The sequence below is a fragment of the Mesorhizobium sp. M7D.F.Ca.US.005.01.1.1 genome (assembly GCF_003952545.1).
In the GTDB taxonomy this organism is placed as follows: Bacteria; Pseudomonadota; Alphaproteobacteria; order Rhizobiales; family Rhizobiaceae; genus Mesorhizobium; species Mesorhizobium loti.
The window spans coordinates 5189328-5210380 of sequence record NZ_CP034453.1 but is presented as its reverse complement, the minus strand read 5'-3'; the positions used below and the strand labels follow the sequence as shown (position 1 = coordinate 5210380).

The window sequence follows — 21053 nt, the reverse complement described above, 5'->3', positions numbered from 1 at the left end:
CTGCGCGCCGTCGGTTTGCGGCGGCGCGGCCCAAAAGCAAGGGAGGAAGAAAATGTTGAAATTCGCATTGAAACTGGCGGCTGCCGCAACGCTGCTCGCCGGCGTTTCGCTGAGCGCGCCGGCGCTGGCGCAGGATGGCCAGAAGACCTTCTACCTGCTGTCGCATGGCGGTCCCTCGGATGCATTCTGGCTCGACTGGAATGCCGGCGCCACCAAGGCCTGCGACCAGCTCAAGGTGACCTGCAAGATCTCCTTCAGCGGCGGCGACATGGCGGCGCAGAAGGAAGCCTTCAATTCCGCGCTTGCGGCCAAGCCCGACGGCATCGCCACCACCTCGGCGCAGCCCGGCCTGTGGACCGAGGAAGTCAAGGCGGCCAAGGCAGCCGGCATCCCGATCGTGTTCTTCAACACAGACGATCCGGCGACCGGACGGCAAGCCTATGTCGGCGCCGATCTCAAGGAGGCCGGCGTCATCTGGGCCAAATACCTCGTCGACCACAAGATGGTGAAACAGGGCGACAAGGTGTTCCTGCCAGTGGAAGTGCCGGGCGCCAGCTACCAGCAGCTCGAGACCGAAGGCATCGCCAGCGTCTTCGATCCGTTGGGGATCAAATATGATGTGGTCGATTGCGGTACCGACCCGGCCGGCATCATCGCCAAGATGACCGACTATATGGTCGCCAACAATCCGCCGGCGATCATCGCGCTCGGCGATTCCGTGGCGGCCAGCGTCAAGCGGGTGTTTGATGGCGCCGGCGTGCCGGCCGGCAAGATCCCGGTCGTCGGCTGGGGCAATTCCAAGGAGACCGCGGAAGCCGTCAAATCCGGCTTCGTCAACGCGGCCGCCTGGCAGTTCCCGTCGGCGCAAGGCTTCATGCCGGTGGCGCTGCTCGGTTTAGCCGCTTCGGGTGAGCCGATCGGCTACGACATCCACACATTCAGCCTCTACGACGCCTCGAGCGTCGAACCGATCCTGAAGCTCTACAACACGAAGTGAAAACCGGTGCCCGCGGCGCAGGCCGCGGGCACCTCTTCAAAGCATGGTTCAAGCAGTCATGACGATCGCCGCAGAAGACGAAATGCCTGTCGGGAAACGCAGATCGAGCCTCCTGCGCTCGCCGCAATTCTCCTCGCTCGTCATCCTCATTGTTTTGCTTGCGGTGTTCGCTATCGCCGACGCCAATTTCCTGTCGCCACTCAACATCTCCAACATGATGGCGTTCCTGCCCGAGCTCGGCATCATCGCGCTCGGCATGACGTTGCTGTTGACAGCGGGTGAGTTCGACCTGTCGGTTGGCGCCGTGTTCGGGCTGGCGCCGGTCGTCGTCATGCTCCTGGTGCAGAACGGCGAGGCAAGCATCGGCGTGGCGCTGCTGGCCGGGCTTCTGCTGTGCGTGGCGATCGGCGCCATCAACGGGCTGATCGTCACCAAGATCGGCATTTCGTCCTTCCTGGTCACACTGTCGATGCTGCTCGTGGTGCGCGGGGCAGCACTCTACATCACACAGGGCTTTCCGCTGAAATCCTGGGACCAGCCCGGCTTCTTCGTCACACTACTGGCCGGCAGCTTCAACATAGGCTCGTTCCGGCTCTACACCTCGCTGTGGTGGTTTATCGGCCTGTCGCTGCTGGCGATCTATGTCCTGCGCTATGCCAAGCTCGGCAACTGGCTCAGCGCCATCGGTTCCAACCGCAACGCGGCGGTGGCGCGTGGCGTGCCGGCGGACGCCGTCAAGGTGTGGCTGTTCATCCTGACCTCGGTTCTGGCGGGCCTTGCCGGCATGATCAGCGCCTTCCGCATCTCGGCCGCTTCACCGGTGGCCGGTACCGGCTACGAACTCGAGGTGATCGCCATGGTGGTGGTCGGCGGCACGGCGCTGACCGGTGGGCGCGGCACGATCCTCGGCACCATCGTCGGTGCGCTGATGCTGCGCGCCATCCGCAACGGCATCGTGCTGATCGGCGTGCCGGGCCTGGCCTACAACATCTTCGTCGGCGTCATCATCCTGGCCATGCTCATCCTGCACGCTCTGCTGCAGAAGAACGCCGCAAGGGGCTGATCATGGAAGTTCTCCGGCTGCAGAATCTGCAAAAATCCTTCGGCAGCGTGCGCGCGCTGAAGAACGCGTCCTTTGCCCTCAACGAGGGCGAGGTGGTGGCCTTGCTCGGCGACAACGGCGCCGGCAAATCGACGCTGATCAAGGCGATCTCGGGCGTGTTTCCCGTCGACCGTGGCGACATCTATGTGCGCGGCGAAAAGGTCTCGATCCGCTCGACGCGCGATGCGATGGACCTCGGCATCGAGACCATCCACCAGGACACGTCGCTGGCGCCGGATCTCAGCATCGCGCGCAATCTGTTTCTCGGCCGCGAGCCAGTCAAGCTGAAATGGCTGGGAGTGTTCGCGCCGCTCGATCTCGCCAAACTGCGCGGTGCAGCATCGGCGCTGCTGAAGCGCGTCGGCATCTCGAAGAAACTCGACGCCGATGCGCTGGTCTCGACGCTGTCGGGCGGCGAGCGCCAGTCGATCGCGATTTCGCGCGCCATGCAGTTCGCCGCCAAGGTCATCATCCTCGACGAACCGACCAACAATCTCGGCGTCGAGGAAACCCATGGCGTGCTGCGCTTCGTCAAGGAGGTGCGCGACGCCGGTCATTCCGTGCTTTTGATCACCCACAACATCCACCACGTGTTCCAGGTCGCCGACCGCATCATCGTCATGCGCCGTGGCGAGATCGTCGCCGAGCAAACGGTCGCCGATACCGATCTTCTGACCGTGGAAAGCATCATCACCGGCGCCGACATGTCGGCCCTGCTGAAAGAGACGAGAGCGAAGTGAAGAAGTTGGCCGTCACATGGTAGAGCTTTACGGCAAGACGCTTTCGCGCCGGCAGGTATCGGAACGTTCGGGCATGCTGTCGCAATTCGCCGGTGTACGGCTGATGACGCTTGGCGACGGGGTGGAACGCGGCATCCGCATGCTGGAGTTCCGCACCGGCTCGGGCCTGCGCTTCACCGCGCTGGTCGACCGGGCGCTCGACATTGCCGATTGCGACTTCAAGGGCCAGGCGATCGGCTGGCATTCGCCGAGCGGCTTTCGCCATCCCGGCCTGCATGATTATGAGGGGGAAGGAGGGCTCGCCTGGGCGCGCTCGTTTTCCGGACTGCTTGTCACTTGCGGCCTCGACCACATATTGGGCCGGGAAGAGGTGCCCGCCGATACCTACAACTATCCGGGCAGGAAGACCGTGATCCATTCGCTGCATGGCCGCGTCGGCACCATTCCGGCTCGGCTGACCGGTTATGGCGAGACCTGGGACGGCGACCGTTGCGTGCTGTGGGCCGAAGGCATCGTGCAGCAATCGGCGGTGTTCGGCGAGGATCTGCATCTGCTGCGGCGCATCGAAGCCGATGTCGGCGGCAACGAGATCCGGCTGTCGGACCGCGTCGTCAATCACGGCTTCAACCGCACGCCGCATATGTATTTCTATCACATCAATGTCAGCCATCCCTTGCTCGAAGAGGGTTCGCGCTATCTGGCGCCGATCCGGGATGTGGTCTGGGCCGGCCACGATGGCGAGCGCTACCAGGCACAAAAGGTCGGCTACCGCACGGTGCCGGCGCCACGACTGGGTTTCAGCGAGCAGGTCTGGCAGCACGAAATGGCGGCCGACGATGCGGGCGAGGTGCCTGTGGCGGTGGTCAACGACCGTCTTGGCCTTGGCTTCGAGGTGGTGACGCGCAAGGACCAGCTGCCTTGCGCCTATCAATGGCAGAATTTCCAGGCGGGGCAGTATGCGTTGGGCATCGAACCCTCGACGCACCATGTGCTCGGCAATCTCGCGGCGCGCGAGCGCGGCGAGATGATCTGGCTGGAGCATGGCGGAGGCCGTTCTTACGACGCGGTGTTCCGGGTGCTCGACGGCGCCGGCGCGATCGCCGCAGCGGAACAGAGGATCGCTTCGATCGCCAGGCAACCGCAACAGGATTATCCTGCGCCGTCGGGCAACTTTCCGGGATTGGCGGGCAGGGCATGATGCGAAACGAATGCTCCGGCTGGCGGGCCGGAAATCGGAGGTCGATGTGATGGAGAAAAAGCGCGACTACAGCCTGGTCGGCGAAAGCACTCGGCTTGCGATCGAGACCGGGTTGGCCTCCGCCGAATGGTATCACACCGATGTCGCGCGCAAGGCGATGAAGGAGCTGATGCAGCGCTCCGACGGGCCGGCGATCCGCGACACGATCATCTGGATCGTTGCCATTGTGGGTTCTGCCGCCGGCATCATCTGGTTCTGGGGTACGTGGTGGGTGGTGCCGTTCCTGCTCGTCTATGGCGTGCTCTACGGCTCGTCCAGCGACTCGCGCTGGCATGAATGCGGCCATGGCACCGCCTTCCGCACCCGCTGGATGAACGATGTCGTCTACCAGATCGCCAGCTTCATGCTGATGCGCAATCCGGTGACGTGGCGCTGGAGCCATGCCCGCCACCACACGGACACGATCATCGTCGGCCGCGACGCCGAGATCGCCGTGATGCGCCCGCCGGACCTGCTGCGCGCGGCACTCGCCTTCACGGGCGTTCTCGATTTCCGCTATTCGCTGCCGACGCTGGTGCGCAATGCCTTTGGCAGCATCTCGCCCGATGAAAGGAGTTTCATCCCCGAGATGGAGCTGCGCAAGGTGGTCACCGCCGCGCGCTGGCATCTCGGCATCTATGTCGCGGCGATCGCGCTGGCGCTGTACCTCTGGTCGTTCCTGCCGCTGGTGCTGATCGGCCTGCCGCGCCTTTATGGCAGCTGGCACATGGTGCTGACCGGGCTGCTGCAGCATATCGGCCTCGCCGACAACGTCACCGACCACCGGCTGAACACGCGCACCGTCTACATGAACCCGATCAGCCGCTTCATCTATTGGAACATGAACTACCATGTCGAACATCACATGTTCCCGATGGTGCCATATCACGCGCTGCCAAGGCTGCACGAATTGATCAAGCACGATCTGCCGGAGCCCAATCCGTCGATCTGGCATGCCTATCGCGAGGTCTGGCCGGTGCTGATCAAACAGCTACAGTACGAGGACTATTTCCTCAAGCGCGTGCTGCCGCCGACGGCGCGGCCGTACCGGGAGGAGTTCCACGCGCTGACCGTCCCGGCGGCGGTGGAATAGAGTTGCGGGAGAAACAGATGGCCGACTGGGTTGAAGTGTGTGGCGTCGATGATGTCGAGGAAGAGGACGTCATCCGCTTCGATCATGGCGGCCGAACCTTCGCCATTTATCGCAGTCCGGATGACGAGTACTTCGCCACCGACGGGTACTGCACGCACGAGAAGGCGCATCTGGCCGATGGGCTGGTGATGGACGACATCATCGAATGTCCCAAGCACAATGGCCGCTTCAACTACAAGACAGGCGCCGCCAAGGGCGCACCGGTCTGCGTCAATCTCGCGACCTATCCGGTGAAGGTCGAGGCTGGCAAAGTGATGATGCAGATCGGCTGACCAGCCGCAGCACGTAACAGAGGGGAACCCTTTTCGATGAGCCGAAAAAGACCGACGGTGGCGGATTTGCGCGCCATGAAGGGCAAGCGCCAGCTGACCATGCTGCGCGTGCTGACGATGGACGAGGCCGAGGCCGCCGAGCGGGCAGGGGTCGACATCGTCTCAGTGCCGCCCGAACTGGTGCTCAACCCGCAATACCGCGACGCAGCCCCCAGCCTGTTCACCATGCCGGGAGACAATTTCTACGAGATAGGCACATCGGACGATTTCCTGCGCTGGGCCTTCCGGCTCTATAAGGCCGGCGCCGACGCGGTCTATTGCAGCGCCGGCTACGCCACGATCAAGCGGATGGCGGACGATGCCATTCCGGTCATCGGCCATGTCGGCCTTATTCCTTCCCGCGCGACCTGGACCGGTGGCTTCAAGGCTGTCGGCAAGACCGCCGACACTGCCATGGAGATCTTCGCGGCGGTGAAGCAGCTGGAGGCCGCCGGTGCCATCGGCGCCGAGATCGAAGTGGTGCCGGTCGAGGTGGCCAAGGCGATCTCGGAGCGGACATCGTTGATCATGCTGTCGATGGGGGCGGGCACCGGCTGCGACGCGCAGTATTTGTTCGCCGACGACATCCTCGGCCAGAATCGTGGCCACATGCCGCGCCACTCCAAGGTCTACCGCGACTTCGCCGCCGAATATGATCGTTTGCAGGCCGAGCGCATCGCCGCGTTCTCGGAATATGTTGCCGATGTCAACAGCCTGGCCTATCCCGAAGACAAGCATGTGGTGCATATGGACCCGGCTGAGCTCAGCCTGTTCATGAAGAGGGTCGACGGGGCGTGAAATCTCAAGACAATGATGCGACGGGCGAGGCCGCGCCGGTTCATATTCTTACCCTTTCCTGCGAGGACCGGCCGGGGATCGTCGCCGCCGTCACGGCGGAGCTTGCCGCGAACGGCGCTAACATTGCCGAAAGCAGCCAGTTCTGGGACCGGCAGACCAATCGCTTCTTCATGCGGATCGCCTTCATCAGCCCGCCAGGGGCGACCAAGGACAGTCTTGAACGGGCCTTGAAATCAAGCGTCGATCGCTTCGGCATGAAGACCGCGCTGGTCGATCAGGGACGCCGCCCGAAGATCATCGTCATGGTCTCCAAGTTCGACCACGCGCTTCTCCACCTGCTGTACCAGATCAGGGTCGGCTGGCTGAACGCGGAGGTTGCCGCCGTCGTCTCCAATCACGAGGATGCCCGACGCTTCGCCGAGCTGGAGGGCATTGCCTACCACCATTGGCCGACCACCAGGGAAAACAAGGCCGAACAGGAACAGAAGCTGCTGGACCTGGTGCAGCGGACGGGGGCCGAACTGGTCATCCTGGCGCGCTACATGCAGGTCTTTTCGAAGGGCCTGTCGGACCGGCTGTTCGGACGGGCGATCAACATCCACCATTCCTTCCTGCCAAGCTTCAAGGGCGCCAAGCCCTACCACCAGGCTTTCGACCGCGGCGTCAAGCTGATCGGTGCGACCGCGCATTATGTCACCTCCGACCTCGACGAGGGCCCGATCATCGATCAGGAGACCGAACGCGTCACCCATGCGATGAGCGCCGAGGACTTCGTCGCTGTCGGGCGCGACATCGAAAGCCGGGTTCTGGCGCGCGCCGTCAAGTTGCATCTTGAAGCCCGCGTCATGCTCAACGGCCACAAGACCGTCGTCTTCTGAGAAGCCGCGTCAGGTCGGCCAGCTCCCGCCGGCGAGCGCGGCGTAGAGTGCCTCGGCGTCGATGCCGAGCGGCCGGTCCTCCTTCAGCGTCGGGACGAGTGCACGGATTGCCGTGTGAATCGCGGCGGTGCGTGGCGCCGGCGTGAAACCGTCGCGCAGGTCGACCGCCTGGGCGGCGGCCATCAGCTCGAAAGCGATCACGCGGCGCCACAGCGCGATCATCCCGGCGCATTTCGCGACCGCGAGAGGTGTCTGCGTGGCGTGATCCTCGACGCCTTCCGACACGGCCAGGAAGTCGAGCATGACAGGATTGGCCTTGTGGCGGATGGCGGCAAGGATCGACGTCGCCGTCTTCTGCAACGGCACGAAGCCGGCGGAGGCGCCGCCGACCGGCGACAGATATTTCGGCAGGCGGTTGCGGCCTGAACCGGTAAGCTGGATGAAGCGGGCAGCGCTTGCGGCGGCACATTGGGCGATCGCCAGGCCGAGCGTCTCGAAGGCGAGCGCCAGTGACGCCGTGTGGAAATTGCCGGTCGACAGTACCAGCTCGTCGTCGCTCAGCACCAGCGGGTTGTCGGCGGCGGCGTTCAGCTCGATCGCGACAGCATGTCTCGCCTGGCCGATCGCCTCGATCAGCGCGCCGTGGATTGACGGCATGCAACGGATCGACAGCGGATCCTGCAAGGTGGTCGGCGCCGGCGCCTCGTCTCGGACGAGCAGCTCGTGCAGTGCCTTGGCTGCTTCCTGCTGACCGGCCGCAGGACGCGCCATATGCAGGCGCGGGTCGAGGATGGTGCGGTTGGCACCAAAACCTTCCATGGTCAGCGCGCCGGCCTGCTGTTGCTGGGCAAGGGCGGACAGCGCATCCGTCACCGCAAGTGCGCCGCTGCCGGCGGACACCGCCGAGGCGTTGATCAACGACAGGCCGTCCTTGGGCGCCAGGCTGATGGGGGCGAGGCGCGCCATCATCAACGCCTTGGCCGCCGGCATGCGACGGCCCTGATAGTCTGCTTCGCCTTCGCCGGTGAGCATGCGGGCGAGTGCTGTCATCAACACCAGATCACCGGCGCCGATCGAGCCGAGCGACGGCATGACGGGATGGACGCCGGCATTGAGCGCGTCGACCAAAGCGACGAAGACGGAAGGCGAAAGGCCGGAGCCTCCGGCTGACAGCATCGCTGCACGCGCGACCATGGTTGCCCGCACGGCCTCGACCGGCAGCGCTTCGCCGACCGCGCCGCTGCGGCCCTCCAGCAACTGGCGCTGGAAGGTGCTGGCATCGCCTTCCACTGACGTGCCGAGATTGGCGCCGAGCCCGGTGTTCAGGCCATAGATCTGCTGGCCGGCCGCGGCGGCCTGGTCGAGCACTTTTCGTGCCTTCTGCAGCCTGCCGATGACATCGGGTCCGATCTCCACCTTGCGCCCATCGCGGGCGACCGCAGCGACATCGCTAACGCCGACACCGGTTCCGGCGAGGACGAGCGCGCTCATGCGAAGCGCAGCCTCTGGCCGATGCCTTGCGCCTGCGCCTTCGCCAACATCGCCTTGCCGAGCGCAATGTCGGACAGCGACAGGCCACGATGCCAGAACAGGATCGTTTCGTCGTCGCTTTCGCGCCCCACTTTCAGACCCGCGGCAATCTGGCCGAGTTCGGCATGCAGCGTCTTCTCGCTCAGCCGGCCGGTCTCGACATGGGCGCGCAGCGAGCCGAACTTGCCGCCCTTGCACTGGCCCCAATCGTCGACGACCATTTTCTGCATGATGTCGGTCAGCGACAGTTCGACCGCGCTCATCGTCCCATAGGGCACGACCAGCGCGCCCGGCTTGATCCATTCGGTCTTCAGCAATGGCTGCGGTTCCGGCAGCCGAGAGGCCTCGACGACGATGTCGGCACCCTCGATGCAGCTCTTCCAGTCGGCCACCGCCGTCACCGTCTTGCCGAGATCGGCGGAGAGTTTGGCGGCGAAACCGTCGCGGCTTTCCGGGCGGCGCGAATGGACGCGGATCTCGTCGAAGTCGAAGAGATGGTCGAGCAGGCGCACATTCCAGTAGGCGGTGCCGCGCGCGCCGATATGGGCCAGCACCTTGGAATTCTTGAGTGCCAGATGTTTGGCGCCGATGGCGGTGACGGCGCCGGTGCGCATGTCGGTGATGACGGTGGCGTCGAGGATGGCGCGCGGTGTGCCGGTGCGCGGGTCGAACAGATTGAGGATGCCGAATTCGGAAGGAAGCCCATGCAGATAGTTGTCGACATAGTCGCCGACGATTTTCACGCCCGCCGTGTCGAGCGGCGCGACGTAGCCGCGCAGGACGTTGAAATGGCCGTGGAAGGAAGGGTCCGGCTCGAGATGGACACGCGGCTCGATCACCGTCTGGCCGTTGCCTTGCGCCACCAGGCCAGCCTCGACGGCGGCAATGATTTCACCATCGGTCATGGCAAGGGCATCGATGTCGAGGGCATTGAGGTAGTCGATATAGATGGGCTTCATTTTACGCGCACACTCTCCTCGGCCACCCCGTTCACCCCATAGCAGGCCATGGCGCGACACGAAAGTTTCGCGACACGAAAGTTTGTTGCGCTATCTCTGGACGCGGCCGGCCAGATGCTGTTCAAACCGGTTCCGTCATGACTGCCATTCCCGATACCGAAGCCTTACCCGAAACGGCCACCAATGCGCGGCGCGTGGCGCTGATCGTCGCCATCGCCTTCTTCATGCAGTTGCTGGATTCGACGATCATCTCGACCTCGCTACCGCAGATGGGGGAGTCCTTCGGCGTGTCGGCGGTGGCGATGAGCATCGGCATCACCGTCTACATGCTGACCATGGCGGTGTTCGTGCCGCTGTCGGGCTGGCTTGCCGACCGGTTCGGCGCGCGCAACATCTTCCTGCTGGCGATCGTCCTGTTCACGCTGGCCTCGCTTGCCTGCGGCTTCTCGCAAAACCTGACCCAGTTCGTCGCCGCACGTGTCGTGCAAGGGCTCGGCAGCGCGCTGATGACGCCGGTCGGGCGCATTCTCGTCCTGCGTAACGCGTCGAAGTCGGAGCTGCTGAACGCCACGGCACTGATCACCTGGCCGGCGCTGTTTGCGCCAGTGGTCGGGCCGGTGCTTGGCGGCTTCATCACCACCTATCTGTCCTGGCATTGGAATTTCTTCATCAACATCCCCCTCGGTGTGATCGGACTGGCGCTGGTCGCCCGCTTCATTCCGGGCGATCGCGAGGCCGACCCCAAACCGCTCGACTGGCCGGGTTTTTTCCTGACATCGGCGGGACTTGCTTTGCTGCTCTATGGCCTCGAACGCATCGCGCATCCCGAAGACGGTATCCTGCCGACGGTGTTGCTGATCGCAGCCGGCATCGTCATCGGCTGGCTGGCGGTGCGGCATCTCCGGCGCGCGCCGCATCCGCTGCTCGATCTCTCCTCGTTCAAGGTGCTGACCTTCGCCATCTCGACGCTGGCCGCCGGTACCATTTTCCGGGTGGCGATCAACGCCACGCCATTCCTGTTGCCGCTGCTGTTCCAGGTCGGTTTTGGCCTGAGCCCTGTCGACGCCGGCATGATGATCCTCGCCTATTTCCTCGGCAACCTCGGCATGAAGACGGTGACGACGCCGATGCTGCGCCGCTTCGGCTTCCGCTCGGTGCTGGTCGTCAACGGCCTGATCGCCTCGGCGGCGATCATGGCCTGCGCTGCAATCTCGCCGCAAACGCCGCAAGCGCTGGTGGTGGCGCTGATGCTGATCGCCGGCCTGTCGCGCTCGATGCAGTTCACCGCACTCAACACACTGGCCTTCGCCGATATCGATGCGGCGCAACGCAGCTCGGCGGCGACGCTGTCCTCGATGCTGCAGCAGGTGGCGATGCTGTTCGGCGTCGCGGTGGCGGCGGCGATCCTCAATTTGTCGCAGATCGCCAGGGGCCGGCCGGCCCTCGACCTCGTGGATTTTCGAATCGCTTTCCTGGCGATCGGCGCCATCGGGCTGGTGGCGGCGTTGCGTTTTCTCGCGCTGCCGCCGGGTGCGGGCGCCGAGGTTTCCGGCCACGCGCCGGGGAATTGAGATCGAATTCTTCCGCCTGATGCGGAGATAAATTCCGTCTTGTCCTTTCGCCTTGGTGCAGCACTTTCGCGAGTGGTCGCAATGGCGCAATCAATTGCCAAAAGTGCAGGCTTTTCCGGGCATTGCACCAGCTTCGGCAATCGATGCGTCCACTCGGTGAATATCGTTGCCAGCCCGGGTTCTGAACGCGGATTCATTTGACGAACCGGCGCTGAGCCGATTAGCTTTCTTTCCCAGGGATGGCAGCGCTGCCATCGGGGCAAACGCAGACATGAACACGATCGGCTGGCCGAATTTCAGGAGCCTGAATCAGGAAGGCATTGTCTTTGCCATCGCGGTGGTGCTGTTCGTTGCCGCTGCCATCGGCCTGCCTGGCTTCATCGATGCCAACAACCTTGTCGCCATCGTCCGCTCCGTGTCGGTGCTCGGCATCCTGGCGCTTGGCATGGCCGTCGTCATCATCGGCCGCGGCATCGACCTCTCCGCCGTAGCGATCATGGCGATGTCGGTCGCCTGGTATCTGCAACTGCTGAACTCGGGCACGCCGGATGGGCTGGCCTTCGCCTATGTGCTGGCCGGCGTGCTGGCGATCGGGCTGCTGAACGGCTTTCTCGTTGCCTATGCCGATGTGCCGGCGATCTTCGTGACGCTGGCCACCGGCTCCTTCGTTTTCGGCTATGTGCGCTCGCAACTGATCACGCAGGATGCCGTGCCGGTGCCGCAGGGCCACTGGGTCGAGCTGCTCGGCGGCCTGCGCTTCCTCGATATTCCCATCGAGGTGTTCGTGTTCGCCGGCCTGGCGTTCCTGTTCTTCCTGTTCCTGCGCTACACCAAATGGGGCCGCTACATCTATTTCGCCGGCGACAATCCGGTGGCCGCCCGCAACATCGGCATCCCTGTGCGGCCGATGCTGGTGCTGCGCTACGTGCTTTCCGCCTTCGTCGCACTGATCGCCGGCCTGCTGACGGCGGCGAGCCTGCATTCGATCAACACCCGCGTCGTCAATTCGACGCTGCTCTACGACATCGTGCTGGTGGCGGTGATCGGCGGCATCGGCCTGTCCGGCGGGCGCGGTGGGGTGCGCAACGTGCTGGTCGGTGCGGCGCTGATCGGCATCCTGCTCAACGCCATGACCATCATCGACATTCCGCTGCTCTACCAGAACCTGATCAAGGCAGCGATACTGCTGGGGGCCATCATCGTCGACGGCATCATCAATCCACGTGATGAGCAGACCGCCCAGCAAGGCGATATTTAGGGGTACCCGGTCCGATCCATCCCGATCGGCCGGCAATGAAAATCGAAACGAGAGGATCTGACATGAAATTCATCAGGACATTGATGGCTGCCGCCACGGCGCTCGCCGTCACCGCCTTCGTGGTGCCAACCTTCGCCGCCGACGATCCGGGTCCGGCGGCTTACGCGCAGGCGCTCAAGGGCAAGCGCGTGATGCTGGTGCCGCTGGCGATGGGCTTCGACCTGGCGCAGGGCTGGGCGCATTACCTGAAGAAGGAAGTCGAGGCCTGGGGCGGCACGTTCGAGACGCGCGACCCGAACTGGGTGGTCGATGCCGGCGCGCAGGCGATCACCGACGCCATCTCGTCGGACACCAGGCCGGACGTGCTGATCATCCATGCACCCGACCTCAACTCCTATTCCAAGCTGATGAAGAAGGCGCAAGCCGCCGGCACCTACGTCATCCTGGTCGACAATCCCGCCAATTTCCCTGCCGACGCCTTTGTCGGCAGCGACTGGGACCGGCTTGGCCAGCTCGAGGCCGAAGCGGCTATCAAGGGCTGCGGCGAAAACTCGTCGAAGAAGATCGGCCTCGTGCAGGGCGACCAGGCCAACTCTTCCAGCCTCTACCAGTATGCCGGCATCATGAAGGTGCTGGACAAGCATCCCGACTTCAAGGTCGTGGCCAAGCCCGACTCCAACTGGGACGCGACGACCTCGCGCAACGTGACGACGACGATGCTGCAGCAGAATCCGGATATCTGCTCGATCATCGACTTCTGGGATGGTGACGCCACCGGCGCGTCCGCCGCGATCCGCGACGCCAAGCTCGACGGCAAGGTGTTCCTGGTCACCACCGGCGGCGGCGAGAAGGCGGCCGATTGCGACAAGCTGCAGGACGGCACCTATGGCGCCGTGGTGATGACCGATCTTGCCCGCCAGTCGGGTGACATGAACGCCATCATCAAGTTCCTGCTGCAGAGCGGCCAGCCGGCCGGCACCTCGCACACCTACATCTACACGCTGGAGAAGGCGACGACCAAGGCCGACCTCAAGCCCGATAGCTGCTGGGACCTGAAGGCGCTGCAGGCCGAAGCGGCGGCGGCAAAGTAAGCCGCACTTTTTCGACTGAAGTATAAGCGAGGTGGCCGGAAGGATCCGGTCACCTCGTTCCCTCATGGAATAGCAGCAGCCGATGTCCTTTCGCGAACGCCTCCAATCCTGGCGCTACAATCTCGTGCCCGACCATGTCGTCGGCGAGATACTGACCAAACGCTGGACCGACAACGCCATTCCGTTCCTGGCGCTGGTGGTGACATTGGCGACCTTCGGCTCGGTCATTCCCGGCTTCTTCAAGCTGACGGCGCTGCAGGAATCGACCCGCCAGCTCGGCGAATTCTCGATGGTGGTCACCGGCATGACGGTGGTGATGCTGGGCGGCGGCATCGACCTGTCGGTCGGCTCGATCTTCGCACTATCCTGCTTCTCCGCCGTCTATGTCTTCTTCATCCTCGAACAATCGATATGGCTGGCGCTGGCCGCTTCGCTTGCCACAGGCCTCATCTTCGGCGCCATCAACGGCTATCTCGTCGGCTATCTCAGGTTGCGCGCCTTTCTCACCACGCTGGTCACCTTCATCTTCGGGCGAGCGCTGTTCGACATCCTGGTCACCACCTATGCCGCCGATGTGCAGCTCTCCGACGCGACTTCCGATGTGCTGGATTTCATCGGCGACAGCACCTTCTGGGGGCTATCGGTCTCGGTGTGGCTGGCGATCATCCTGGCCATCGTCACCCATATCGCGCTGACGCGCTCGCGGCCGGGGTGGCACGTGCTGGCGGTTGGCGGCTCGAGGCGCTCGGCCCACAATGCCGGCATCCGCGTGCGCCGCACCGTGTTCATGACCTATGTCTTCTCCGGCTTCTGCGCCTCGATCGGCGGCTTTCTCATTGCTTGCCGGCTGAGCGGGGCAGGGCCGGGCACCGGCCTCAACCTCGAGATCATGGCGTTGACGGCGGCGGTGGTCGGCGGCGTCAGCCTCGGCGGCGGCCGTGGCTCGGTGATCAAGGGGCTGATGGGCGCCATCATCGTCCTGACCATGACCAACGGGCTGATCCGGCTGGGCTATGGCACCGGCACCAACCAGATGGTGCTGGGCATCATGCTGGCGGTGGCGGTGACCATCGACATCCGCTGGCTGAAGAACCGCCACAAGGTGCTGAACGAGGTCTATGTCGCGCCGGTCTATCTCAGGATGGGCGAAACGCAGTCGGCCGCACCGGGCTCGGGCACATCATACGAGCTCGACAACCGGCTGTCGGTCGCCGACCATATCGGGCTTGGCGAGCTGGAAGGACCGGAAGACGTCATCCTCGACCGCGACGACAATCTCTATTGCGGCACGCGCCATGGCGAGATCGTCCGTTTCTTCGCGCCCGACTACGTCAAATCGGAAGTCTTTGCCCATATCGGCGGCTTTCCGCTCGGTCTCGCCTTCGACAAGTCCGGCAATCTGATCAGCTGCGTCGGCGCCATGGGGCTCTATTCGGTCTCGCCGGATCGAGAGGTCAAACGCCTGTCAGCGGAGACATCGCGTTCGTGGACCTCGATCGTCGACGATGCGCGTTTGCGTGACCCGAACGACTGCGACATCGCACCGGACGGCCGCATCTATTTCACCGACTCGACCAAGCGCTATGACGCCCATGACTGGGCACTGGACTCGATCGAGAACCGCGCCACCGGCAGGCTGCTGGTCTACGACCCGAAGGACGGGTCGACCAGGACGTTGCTCGACGGCTATCGCTACACCAACGGTGTGTGCATGGCGCATGACGGCAAGTCGCTGTTCTTCGCCGAAAGCTGGGCCTGCCGGGTGCATCGCTACTGGCTGGAAGGGCTGAAGGCCGGCACCGCTGAATGCGTCATCCGTGACATGCCGGGCTATCCCGACAACATCAACCGCGCTTCCGACGGCAATTACTGGATGGCGTGGCTCGGTATGCGCACGCCGAGCTTCGACCTGTCGCTGCGCCACCCCGACATGCGCAAGCGCATGACGCGCCGCCTGCCGCAGGATGAATGGCTGTTTCCCAACATCAACACCGGCGGTGTGGTGAAATTCAACGAGAAGGGCGGCATCGTCGAGGCGATGGGCGATCTCACTGGCGGCGCGCACCCGATGGTCACGTCGATGCGCGAGCACAAGGGATATCTCTTCGTCGGCGGCATCCTCAACAACCGCATCGGCCGCTACAAGATTTCAGGCGCCGACCCGAACTGGACAAGTCCCGCTTCCTACTGGGGGGCAAAGCCATGATCCTCGATCCTGTGCTCGACCTGTTTCGCGGCAAGGCGGTGACCATCCCGCCGCTCGACGGCGCTTTTCGCCCCAATACGCGGCTGGATGATGCGCCGGCGTTTGCCGAGCTGACCGAGCCCGACAATCTGCTGGTTACCGGTGACAGGCTGCTGGCCTCCAGCGGCAACGCCATCTACTCAGTTGCTGCCGGCGCGACCCCAACCGTGGTTGAGACCTTTTCGTCGCCCGTCACGGCGCTGGCGCTGTCGCCATTGAGCGAACTGACGGTCGGGTTGGAGAGCGGCAAGCTGTTGATCTCAGGCAAGGAGGTTTCGCTGCCGGCCGAGATTCGCTGCATCACCGCGCTTGCCTATGCCGACGATGGCACGCTGTGGCTGGCCAATGGTTCGGCCGAGCACGCGCCTTCGCAATGGGCGGCCGATCTGATGAAGAAGGGTGCTACTGGTTCGCTTTGGAAGCGGGATGCGGCGGGCGGTGATTTCCACAAGGTCGCCAGCGACATTGCCTTTCCTTATGGGCTGCACTCAGTCGGCAGGGATGTGCTGGTCAGCGAAAGCTGGCGTCACCAGCTCGTCCGCTTCGATGGCGCGACGGGCAACCGTTCGACGATTCTTGCGCATCTGCCTGGTTATCCCGCGCGGCTGTCGCCGTCCGCCGATGGCGGCGCGTGGCTGACCCTGTTTGCGCCGCGCAACCGGCTGATCGAATTCGTGCTGCAGGAAACGCATTACCGGCAGGATATGCTGAGCCAAGTGCCGCCTGCCTACTGGATCGCGCCGGCGCTGGCATCCAGTCGCAGCTTCCTCGAGCCGCTGCAATGCGGCGGCATCCGCACCATGGGCATCCACAAGCCATGGTCGCCGAGCCGCTCCTACGGGCTGGTGGTCAGGCTCGACCAGAAGATGCAGCCGCAATTCAGCCTGCACAGCCGCGCCAACGGCACGCGTCACGGCATCTGCAGTGTCGCCGAGAAGGATGGCCTTCTGTTCATCGCCTCCAGGGGCGGCGACTGCGTGCTGGCCATCGACCTCGCATCGGGAGGTTTCTGATGGAACCGATCGTCCGTCTGGAGAACGTCACCAAGAACTATCGCGGCGTGCCCGCGGTGAAGAACGTCAGTTTTGAACTGCGCAAGGGCGAGATTCACGCGCTGCTCGGCGAAAATGGTGCTGGCAAATCGACGCTGACCAAGATCATCGCCGGCGTGGTCGACGCCACCTCAGGCAAGATGTTCTACAAGGGCCGGGAGATCGCCTACGCCTCGCCGCACGCAGCACTTGAAGCCGGCATCGCCATGGTGTTCCAGGAGACCAGCCTGGTGCCGTCGATGACGGTGGCGCAGAACCTCTATCTTGGCACCGAAAAGTTCCTCAACCGGCTGCGCGGCACCTACATCTCGGCCCAACAATTCCTGCAGTCGCTGAATTTTCCCGTCGACCCCAACGCCATGGTGGCGACGCTGGGCGCGGCCAAGCGGCAGATGGTCGAGATCGCGCGCGCCGTCCATCACAATGCCGATATCATCATCTTCGACGAGCCGACGGCGACGCTGACGCCGGAGGAGAAGCGCCATTTCTTCGCGCTGATCCGCCGGCTGAAGGCGAGCGGCGTGTCGATCGTTTTCATCAGCCACGCGCTGGAAGAGGCGCTCGATATTGCCGACCGCATCACCATCCTGCGCGACGGCGAACTGGTCATCACCGACGACACATCGGCTTTCGATCGCGACAGGATCGTCGCCGCCATGGTCGGGCGCACTTTGTCGGGGCAAATCTACCGGCAGCGTGACGAAGCAAAGCTGCGCAAGGCCGGCAAGAAAGTGCTGTCGGTGCAGGACATCTCGATGAGCAATGTCGTGCGCAACACGTCCTTCTCGATCTTCGAGGGCCAGATCACCGGCGTGTTCGGGCTGATCGGCTCCGGCCGCACCGAGACCTTCAAGATCGTTTCCGGCATCTACAAACGCGATTTTCTGCGCGGTGGCGCCATCGAACTGGATGACAGACCAGTGCGCTATCTCGTGCCGAGCGAAGCGGTGGCCGACGGCATCGTCTACGTCACCGAGGACCGCAAGAGCGAGGGCATTTTCGAGACGATGGGCATTGCCGAGAACCTGTTCGGCGGACTGCTGGCGGCGGGCCGCGAAAAGGCCCGGGTGATCAATGCGCGGGAGATGCGTGTGCTGTCAGCTGAATGGACGAAGACGCTGAACATCAAGGCGATCAACGACAATGCGCGCGTCGTCGAACTCTCCGGCGGCAACCAGCAAAAGGTGGTGATCGGCAAGGGACTGGTGCAGAAGCCGCGCATCGTCATCTTCGACGAGCCGACACGTGGCGTCGATGTCGGCGCGATCGCCGAAATCCATCAAATCATCAACCGGCTGGCCGATGAGGGCCTCGCCGTCGTCGTCATCTCGTCCTACCTGCCGGAGATCATGAACCTGTCCGACCGGATTCTTGTCTGTAGGCAAGGGCGTATTGTGGAGGAGTTTTCGCCGGCGGAGGCCACAGAGGAGAAGATCATGTACGCGGCGGTGCACTAGATTCGGGTGAGGTCGGCCTGCAAATGGCGGTTTCCTGCGCTTCCCCGTTCTACCGCGTCGCGGTAGAACTGAGCTCACGTACGAAAAGTACGCTCCGCTCCGGTTCTCGGAACCCACCATTTTCGACTCGGCCTGACCCGAATCTCGACGCCGGCGCTGGAAAAGTGAATCGGACGAGTGGATTGGCCGCAATTGCTCAAGACCTGATTCAATTCACGCAACGATCCAACGAAGGAAAACGTTATGGCCACCACAAGACTTCTCTGCGATGCCGAGGTGGAAAAGATCCCGGCCGTGAAGGCCGTCTTCGACGACATCCGTGCGACGCGCAAATCCGATTTCGTCAACAATTTCTGGCGCGGGCTGGCCAATGATCCGCCGGCGCTGAAACGGATCTGGGAACAGCTGAAGGTGGTGATGGTCGCTGACAGCGCCATCGATCCGCTGACCAAGGAGATGATCTACATCGCGGTGTCGGTCGCCAATGGCTGCTCCTACTGCGTCCACTCGCACACGGCCGCAGCCCGCGCCAAGGGCATGACCGACGCGCAGCATGGCGAACTGGTGTCGATCATCGGGCTCGCCGGCCAGACCAACCATCTGGTGACGGCGATGCAGATTCCGGTCGATCCGCAGTTCGAGGTCAAGTGACAGGTTTTAGCCCTCACACCGGCCGGTAAACCTTCTCCGCCGTGTTCCAGAAGATATCCGCCTCCGCCGCCGTGCCGTGCTTGGCCACTGCATCGCGGTGCGCCCTGATCAGTTCGGCGTGGCTGGTCCACAATTTCTCGATCGGAAAGTTCGAGCCGAACATCAGATGGCCAGCGCCCAGGATATCGATCGCGTTGTCGACGATATAGGCGATCAGCGCCGGGTCGTTGCGATGGACGAAGGTGCCGAGGCCGGACAGCTTGGCGTAGAAATTGGGCGCTGCCGACAGCGTGCGCAGGCCCTCCTTCCAGGCTTCGGTGGTCTCCGGCTCCATGCCGGTCAGCATGCCGGCATGGGTGAGGATGAAGTTGGTCTCCGGGTTTTCACCGACCAGCGTCAGGCCGTCCTTCATCTGGGCAGGGAAGAGCTGCAGATCGAAGGCCAGGCCATAGTCCTTGAGCCGCGCCACATTGGCACGTACCTTGGGATCGATCACCTGATCGGCCGAGGCGGCGAAGCGGAAGGCCGGCGTCTCGTGCCAGTGCAGCTGCATGCGCACGCCGCGCAGCAGCGGATATTTTTTCAAGCGATCGACCTGGGGCCTGATATCGTCGACGGTCATGTCGGTATAGCCGACGATGGCATGCGGCCAGCCGGTATCGTCAGCGGTCTTCTGCAGGAAGGCGACTTCCTTCTCGAAATCCTCCTTGGCCCAGTTGGTCTGGACATAGACGGCCTTCTCGACGCCTGCGCCTTTTTGATCGGCCAGAAACTCCTCGATCGGGTAGTCGCGGCGGATCGGCTCGTAGGGGCCGAAAATGCGCGGCACCATCGGGCCGACCAGCCAGGGCTGATCCTTTTGGCGCCAGATGTGGAAATGCGCGTCGATTGTTTTTTGCATCACGAGACCCCTTTCCAGATTGTCGCCGCCACTGGGGCTGGGCGGGCGAGCGACAGGATGAAATCGGTGAGGCCGGCAAGCGATGAGCCGTCGACGAGATCGTCGAGGTCAGGCAGGATGGCACGAAGTGCCGCCGTTGCCGGCCGGAAGCGCGGATCGCCGGCCAGCGGCGTCGCCAGCGACAGCCGGAAGGCGCGGGCGCTCAGCCGACGCATGGCTGTTTCCAACTCGGCATGGTCGCCGCGCTCCAGCGCGTCGGACAGGATGACGATCGCGGCACCGCGCGCGAAGGCGGAGAAGCGCGGCACCGACAGGAAGGCGAGCAGCGTCGGCCCCATACGGGTGCCGCCGTCCCAGTCGTCGACCTGGGCCGCGGCACGCGCCAACGCCTGGTCGCGATCGCGGATGCGCAGCGCCGATGTGATGCGGGTCAGCCGCGTACCGAAGGTGAAGATCTCGGCGCGGTCCGCGCCTTGCACGGCGGCATGCGCCAGCTTGAGATAGTCCGCGGTGTGCAGCTTCATCGAGCCGGAGACGTCGATCAGGATCAGCAGCTTGCGTGGCACGGTCTGGCGGCGGCGCAGCAGCGGCGAGGGCACATCGCCATCGGCGCTGACGATTTCGCGCAGTGAGCGGCGCAGGTCGAGCCTGCCGCGCGAATGCGTGCGCACGGTGCGGAAGGAGCGGCGGGCGGGCAGGGCGGATGCCAGCTTGCGGCGGAAGGCGGCAAGGCCGTCATCGTCGCGCTGGAAGTCGCGGGTGCTCAACTGTTCGGCGCCGGAAGAGAGTTCGCCGCCTTCTTGCTGGCTTATCACCTCGATCTGTTCCTGGCTCGCGCCGCCATCATCCTTGATGCGGGTTTCCTCGTCGGCGTCGCCTTCGACCACGGCGGATGTGTTGCCATAAAAATGGTTCTGGAAATGCGCCTCGAATTCGTCGCGGCGGTCGGGCGGCGGCGCCAGCGTCGCAAGCGCCGCCTGGCGGATGTCGGCCATCGAGCGCGGCCCGAGCAATGTCACCGCCTGCATGAAGCCGGAGACCTGCTCGGATGCTATGGCAAAGCCGTAGCGGCGCAGCAGCCGGCCGAAGCCGAGCAAGGGCGTGGCCGCGCGAGGCAACGCG

General features: G+C 63.8%; 19 protein-coding genes. 15 read left to right on the top strand and 4 right to left on the bottom strand.

Annotated features, from left to right (window positions below; genetic code table 11):
- The first annotated feature begins 52 nt into the window (after positions 1-52).
- The 8 genes from EJ076_RS25210 to purU all read left to right on the top strand — a co-directional run bounded on the left by EJ076_RS25210 (position 53) and on the right by purU (position 7216).
- A complete protein-coding gene (locus EJ076_RS25210; RefSeq protein WP_109660982.1) occupies positions 53-997 on the top strand; it encodes a substrate-binding domain-containing protein in 945 nt (314 codons plus the stop codon).
- An 82-nt stretch (positions 998-1079) separates the two neighbouring features.
- A complete protein-coding gene (locus EJ076_RS25205; RefSeq protein WP_245463110.1) occupies positions 1080-2060 on the top strand; it encodes an ABC transporter permease in 981 nt (326 codons plus the stop codon).
- On the top strand, positions 2057-2839 hold the full coding sequence (locus tag EJ076_RS25200) for an ATP-binding cassette domain-containing protein (RefSeq protein WP_164548883.1): 783 nt from the start codon (positions 2057-2059) through the stop codon (positions 2837-2839). Before EJ076_RS25205 ends, EJ076_RS25200 begins: the two co-directional genes overlap by 4 nt.
- A gap of 16 nt (positions 2840-2855) precedes the next feature.
- The gene (locus EJ076_RS25195; protein ID WP_126069656.1) at positions 2856-4037 is read left to right on the top strand and encodes an aldose 1-epimerase family protein; all 1182 of its coding nucleotides are present in this window, start codon (positions 2856-2858) and stop codon (positions 4035-4037) included.
- 49 nt (positions 4038-4086) lie between these two features.
- Positions 4087-5169: a fatty acid desaturase family protein gene (locus tag EJ076_RS25190; protein WP_245463109.1), complete on the top strand. Its 1083-nt coding sequence runs from the start codon at positions 4087-4089 to the stop codon at positions 5167-5169.
- A gap of 17 nt (positions 5170-5186) precedes the next feature.
- Positions 5187-5501, top strand: a complete 315-nt coding sequence (locus EJ076_RS25185) for a MocE family 2Fe-2S type ferredoxin (protein WP_126069654.1) — start codon at positions 5187-5189, stop codon at positions 5499-5501.
- Positions 5502-5537: 36 nt separating this feature from the next.
- Complete coding sequence (locus EJ076_RS25180; protein WP_126069653.1) at positions 5538-6338, top strand: 3-methyl-2-oxobutanoate hydroxymethyltransferase; 801 nt, start codon at positions 5538-5540, stop codon at positions 6336-6338.
- Complete coding sequence (purU, locus tag EJ076_RS25175; RefSeq protein WP_126069652.1) at positions 6335-7216, top strand: formyltetrahydrofolate deformylase; 882 nt, start codon at positions 6335-6337, stop codon at positions 7214-7216. Before EJ076_RS25180 ends, purU begins: the two co-directional genes overlap by 4 nt.
- 9 nt (positions 7217-7225) lie before the next feature.
- Here the strand turns inward: purU and hutH are convergent, their stop codons facing one another.
- A complete protein-coding gene (gene hutH, locus EJ076_RS25170; RefSeq protein WP_126069651.1) occupies positions 7226-8707 on the bottom strand; it encodes a histidine ammonia-lyase in 1482 nt (493 codons plus the stop codon).
- Positions 8704-9705 carry an ornithine cyclodeaminase family protein gene (locus tag EJ076_RS25165; protein WP_126069650.1) on the bottom strand — a complete coding sequence of 334 codons (1002 nt, stop codon included), beginning with the start codon at positions 9703-9705 and terminating at the stop codon, positions 8704-8706. Before EJ076_RS25165 ends, hutH begins: the two co-directional genes overlap by 4 nt.
- A gap of 137 nt (positions 9706-9842) precedes the next feature.
- On the opposite strand from EJ076_RS25165, the gene EJ076_RS25160 reads away from it, so the two are divergent.
- The 7 genes from EJ076_RS25160 (at position 9843) to EJ076_RS25130 (ending at position 19030) form a co-directional block, all read left to right on the top strand.
- Positions 9843-11276: a DHA2 family efflux MFS transporter permease subunit gene (locus tag EJ076_RS25160; RefSeq protein ID WP_126069649.1), complete on the top strand. Its 1434-nt coding sequence runs from the start codon at positions 9843-9845 to the stop codon at positions 11274-11276.
- Positions 11277-11547: 271 nt separating this feature from the next.
- A complete protein-coding gene (locus EJ076_RS25155) occupies positions 11548-12534 on the top strand; it encodes an ABC transporter permease (RefSeq protein WP_126069648.1) in 987 nt (328 codons plus the stop codon).
- A gap of 62 nt (positions 12535-12596) precedes the next feature.
- Positions 12597-13625 (top strand): sugar ABC transporter substrate-binding protein, encoded by a 1029-nt coding sequence (locus EJ076_RS25150; protein ID WP_109661007.1) that lies wholly within the window; start codon positions 12597-12599, stop codon positions 13623-13625.
- An 82-nt stretch (positions 13626-13707) separates the two neighbouring features.
- On the top strand, positions 13708-15831 hold the full coding sequence (locus EJ076_RS25145) for an SMP-30/gluconolactonase/LRE family protein (protein ID WP_126069647.1): 2124 nt from the start codon (positions 13708-13710) through the stop codon (positions 15829-15831).
- Positions 15828-16883, top strand: coding sequence for a hypothetical protein (locus EJ076_RS25140; protein ID WP_126069646.1), 1056 nt, complete (start codon positions 15828-15830; stop codon positions 16881-16883). Before EJ076_RS25145 ends, EJ076_RS25140 begins: the two co-directional genes overlap by 4 nt.
- Entirely contained in the window at positions 16883-18379 is a 1497-nt protein-coding gene (locus EJ076_RS25135) for a sugar ABC transporter ATP-binding protein (protein ID WP_126069645.1), read from the top strand. The genes EJ076_RS25140 and EJ076_RS25135 overlap by 1 nt, the downstream gene beginning before the upstream one ends.
- A 243-nt stretch (positions 18380-18622) precedes the next feature.
- Complete coding sequence (locus tag EJ076_RS25130) at positions 18623-19030, top strand: carboxymuconolactone decarboxylase family protein (RefSeq protein ID WP_126069644.1); 408 nt, start codon at positions 18623-18625, stop codon at positions 19028-19030.
- Between the two features lie 13 nt (positions 19031-19043).
- On the opposite strand, the gene EJ076_RS25125 is transcribed toward EJ076_RS25130, so the two are convergent.
- Both EJ076_RS25125 and EJ076_RS25120 read right to left on the bottom strand, forming a co-directional pair.
- Positions 19044-19931 (bottom strand): amidohydrolase, encoded by an 888-nt coding sequence (locus tag EJ076_RS25125; protein WP_164548726.1) that lies wholly within the window; start codon positions 19929-19931, stop codon positions 19044-19046.
- Positions 19931-21049, bottom strand: a complete 1119-nt coding sequence (locus EJ076_RS25120; protein WP_348639829.1) for a VWA domain-containing protein — start codon at positions 21047-21049, stop codon at positions 19931-19933. The genes EJ076_RS25125 and EJ076_RS25120 overlap by 1 nt, the downstream gene beginning before the upstream one ends.
- Positions 21050-21053: the final 4 nt, after the last annotated feature.

Excerpts from the sequence above, each read along its gene's own strand:
- EJ076_RS25210 (WP_109660982.1), top strand. The coding sequence starts at position 53 with ATGTTGAAATTCGCATTGAAACTGGCGGCTGCCGCAACGCTGCTCGCC.
- EJ076_RS25205 (WP_245463110.1), top strand. The coding sequence starts at position 1,080 with ATGCCTGTCGGGAAACGCAGATCGAGCCTCCTGCGCTCGCCGCAATTC.
- EJ076_RS25195 (WP_126069656.1), top strand. The coding sequence starts at position 2,856 with ATGGTAGAGCTTTACGGCAAGACGCTTTCGCGCCGGCAGGTATCGGAA.
- EJ076_RS25190 (WP_245463109.1), top strand. The coding sequence starts at position 4,087 with ATGGAGAAAAAGCGCGACTACAGCCTGGTCGGCGAAAGCACTCGGCTT.
- EJ076_RS25185 (WP_126069654.1), top strand. The coding sequence starts at position 5,187 with ATGGCCGACTGGGTTGAAGTGTGTGGCGTCGATGATGTCGAGGAAGAG.
- EJ076_RS25180 (WP_126069653.1), top strand. The coding sequence starts at position 5,538 with ATGAGCCGAAAAAGACCGACGGTGGCGGATTTGCGCGCCATGAAGGGC.
- hutH (WP_126069651.1), bottom strand. The coding sequence starts at position 8,707 with ATGAGCGCGCTCGTCCTCGCCGGAACCGGTGTCGGCGTTAGCGATGTC.
- EJ076_RS25165 (WP_126069650.1), bottom strand. The coding sequence starts at position 9,705 with ATGAAGCCCATCTATATCGACTACCTCAATGCCCTCGACATCGATGCC.
- EJ076_RS25160 (WP_126069649.1), top strand. The coding sequence starts at position 9,843 with ATGACTGCCATTCCCGATACCGAAGCCTTACCCGAAACGGCCACCAAT.
- EJ076_RS25155 (WP_126069648.1), top strand. The coding sequence starts at position 11,548 with ATGAACACGATCGGCTGGCCGAATTTCAGGAGCCTGAATCAGGAAGGC.
- EJ076_RS25150 (WP_109661007.1), top strand. The coding sequence starts at position 12,597 with ATGAAATTCATCAGGACATTGATGGCTGCCGCCACGGCGCTCGCCGTC.
- EJ076_RS25145 (WP_126069647.1), top strand. The coding sequence starts at position 13,708 with ATGTCCTTTCGCGAACGCCTCCAATCCTGGCGCTACAATCTCGTGCCC.
- EJ076_RS25140 (WP_126069646.1), top strand. The coding sequence starts at position 15,828 with ATGATCCTCGATCCTGTGCTCGACCTGTTTCGCGGCAAGGCGGTGACC.
- EJ076_RS25135 (WP_126069645.1), top strand. The coding sequence starts at position 16,883 with ATGGAACCGATCGTCCGTCTGGAGAACGTCACCAAGAACTATCGCGGC.
- EJ076_RS25130 (WP_126069644.1), top strand. The coding sequence starts at position 18,623 with ATGGCCACCACAAGACTTCTCTGCGATGCCGAGGTGGAAAAGATCCCG.
- EJ076_RS25125 (WP_164548726.1), bottom strand. The coding sequence starts at position 19,931 with ATGCAAAAAACAATCGACGCGCATTTCCACATCTGGCGCCAAAAGGAT.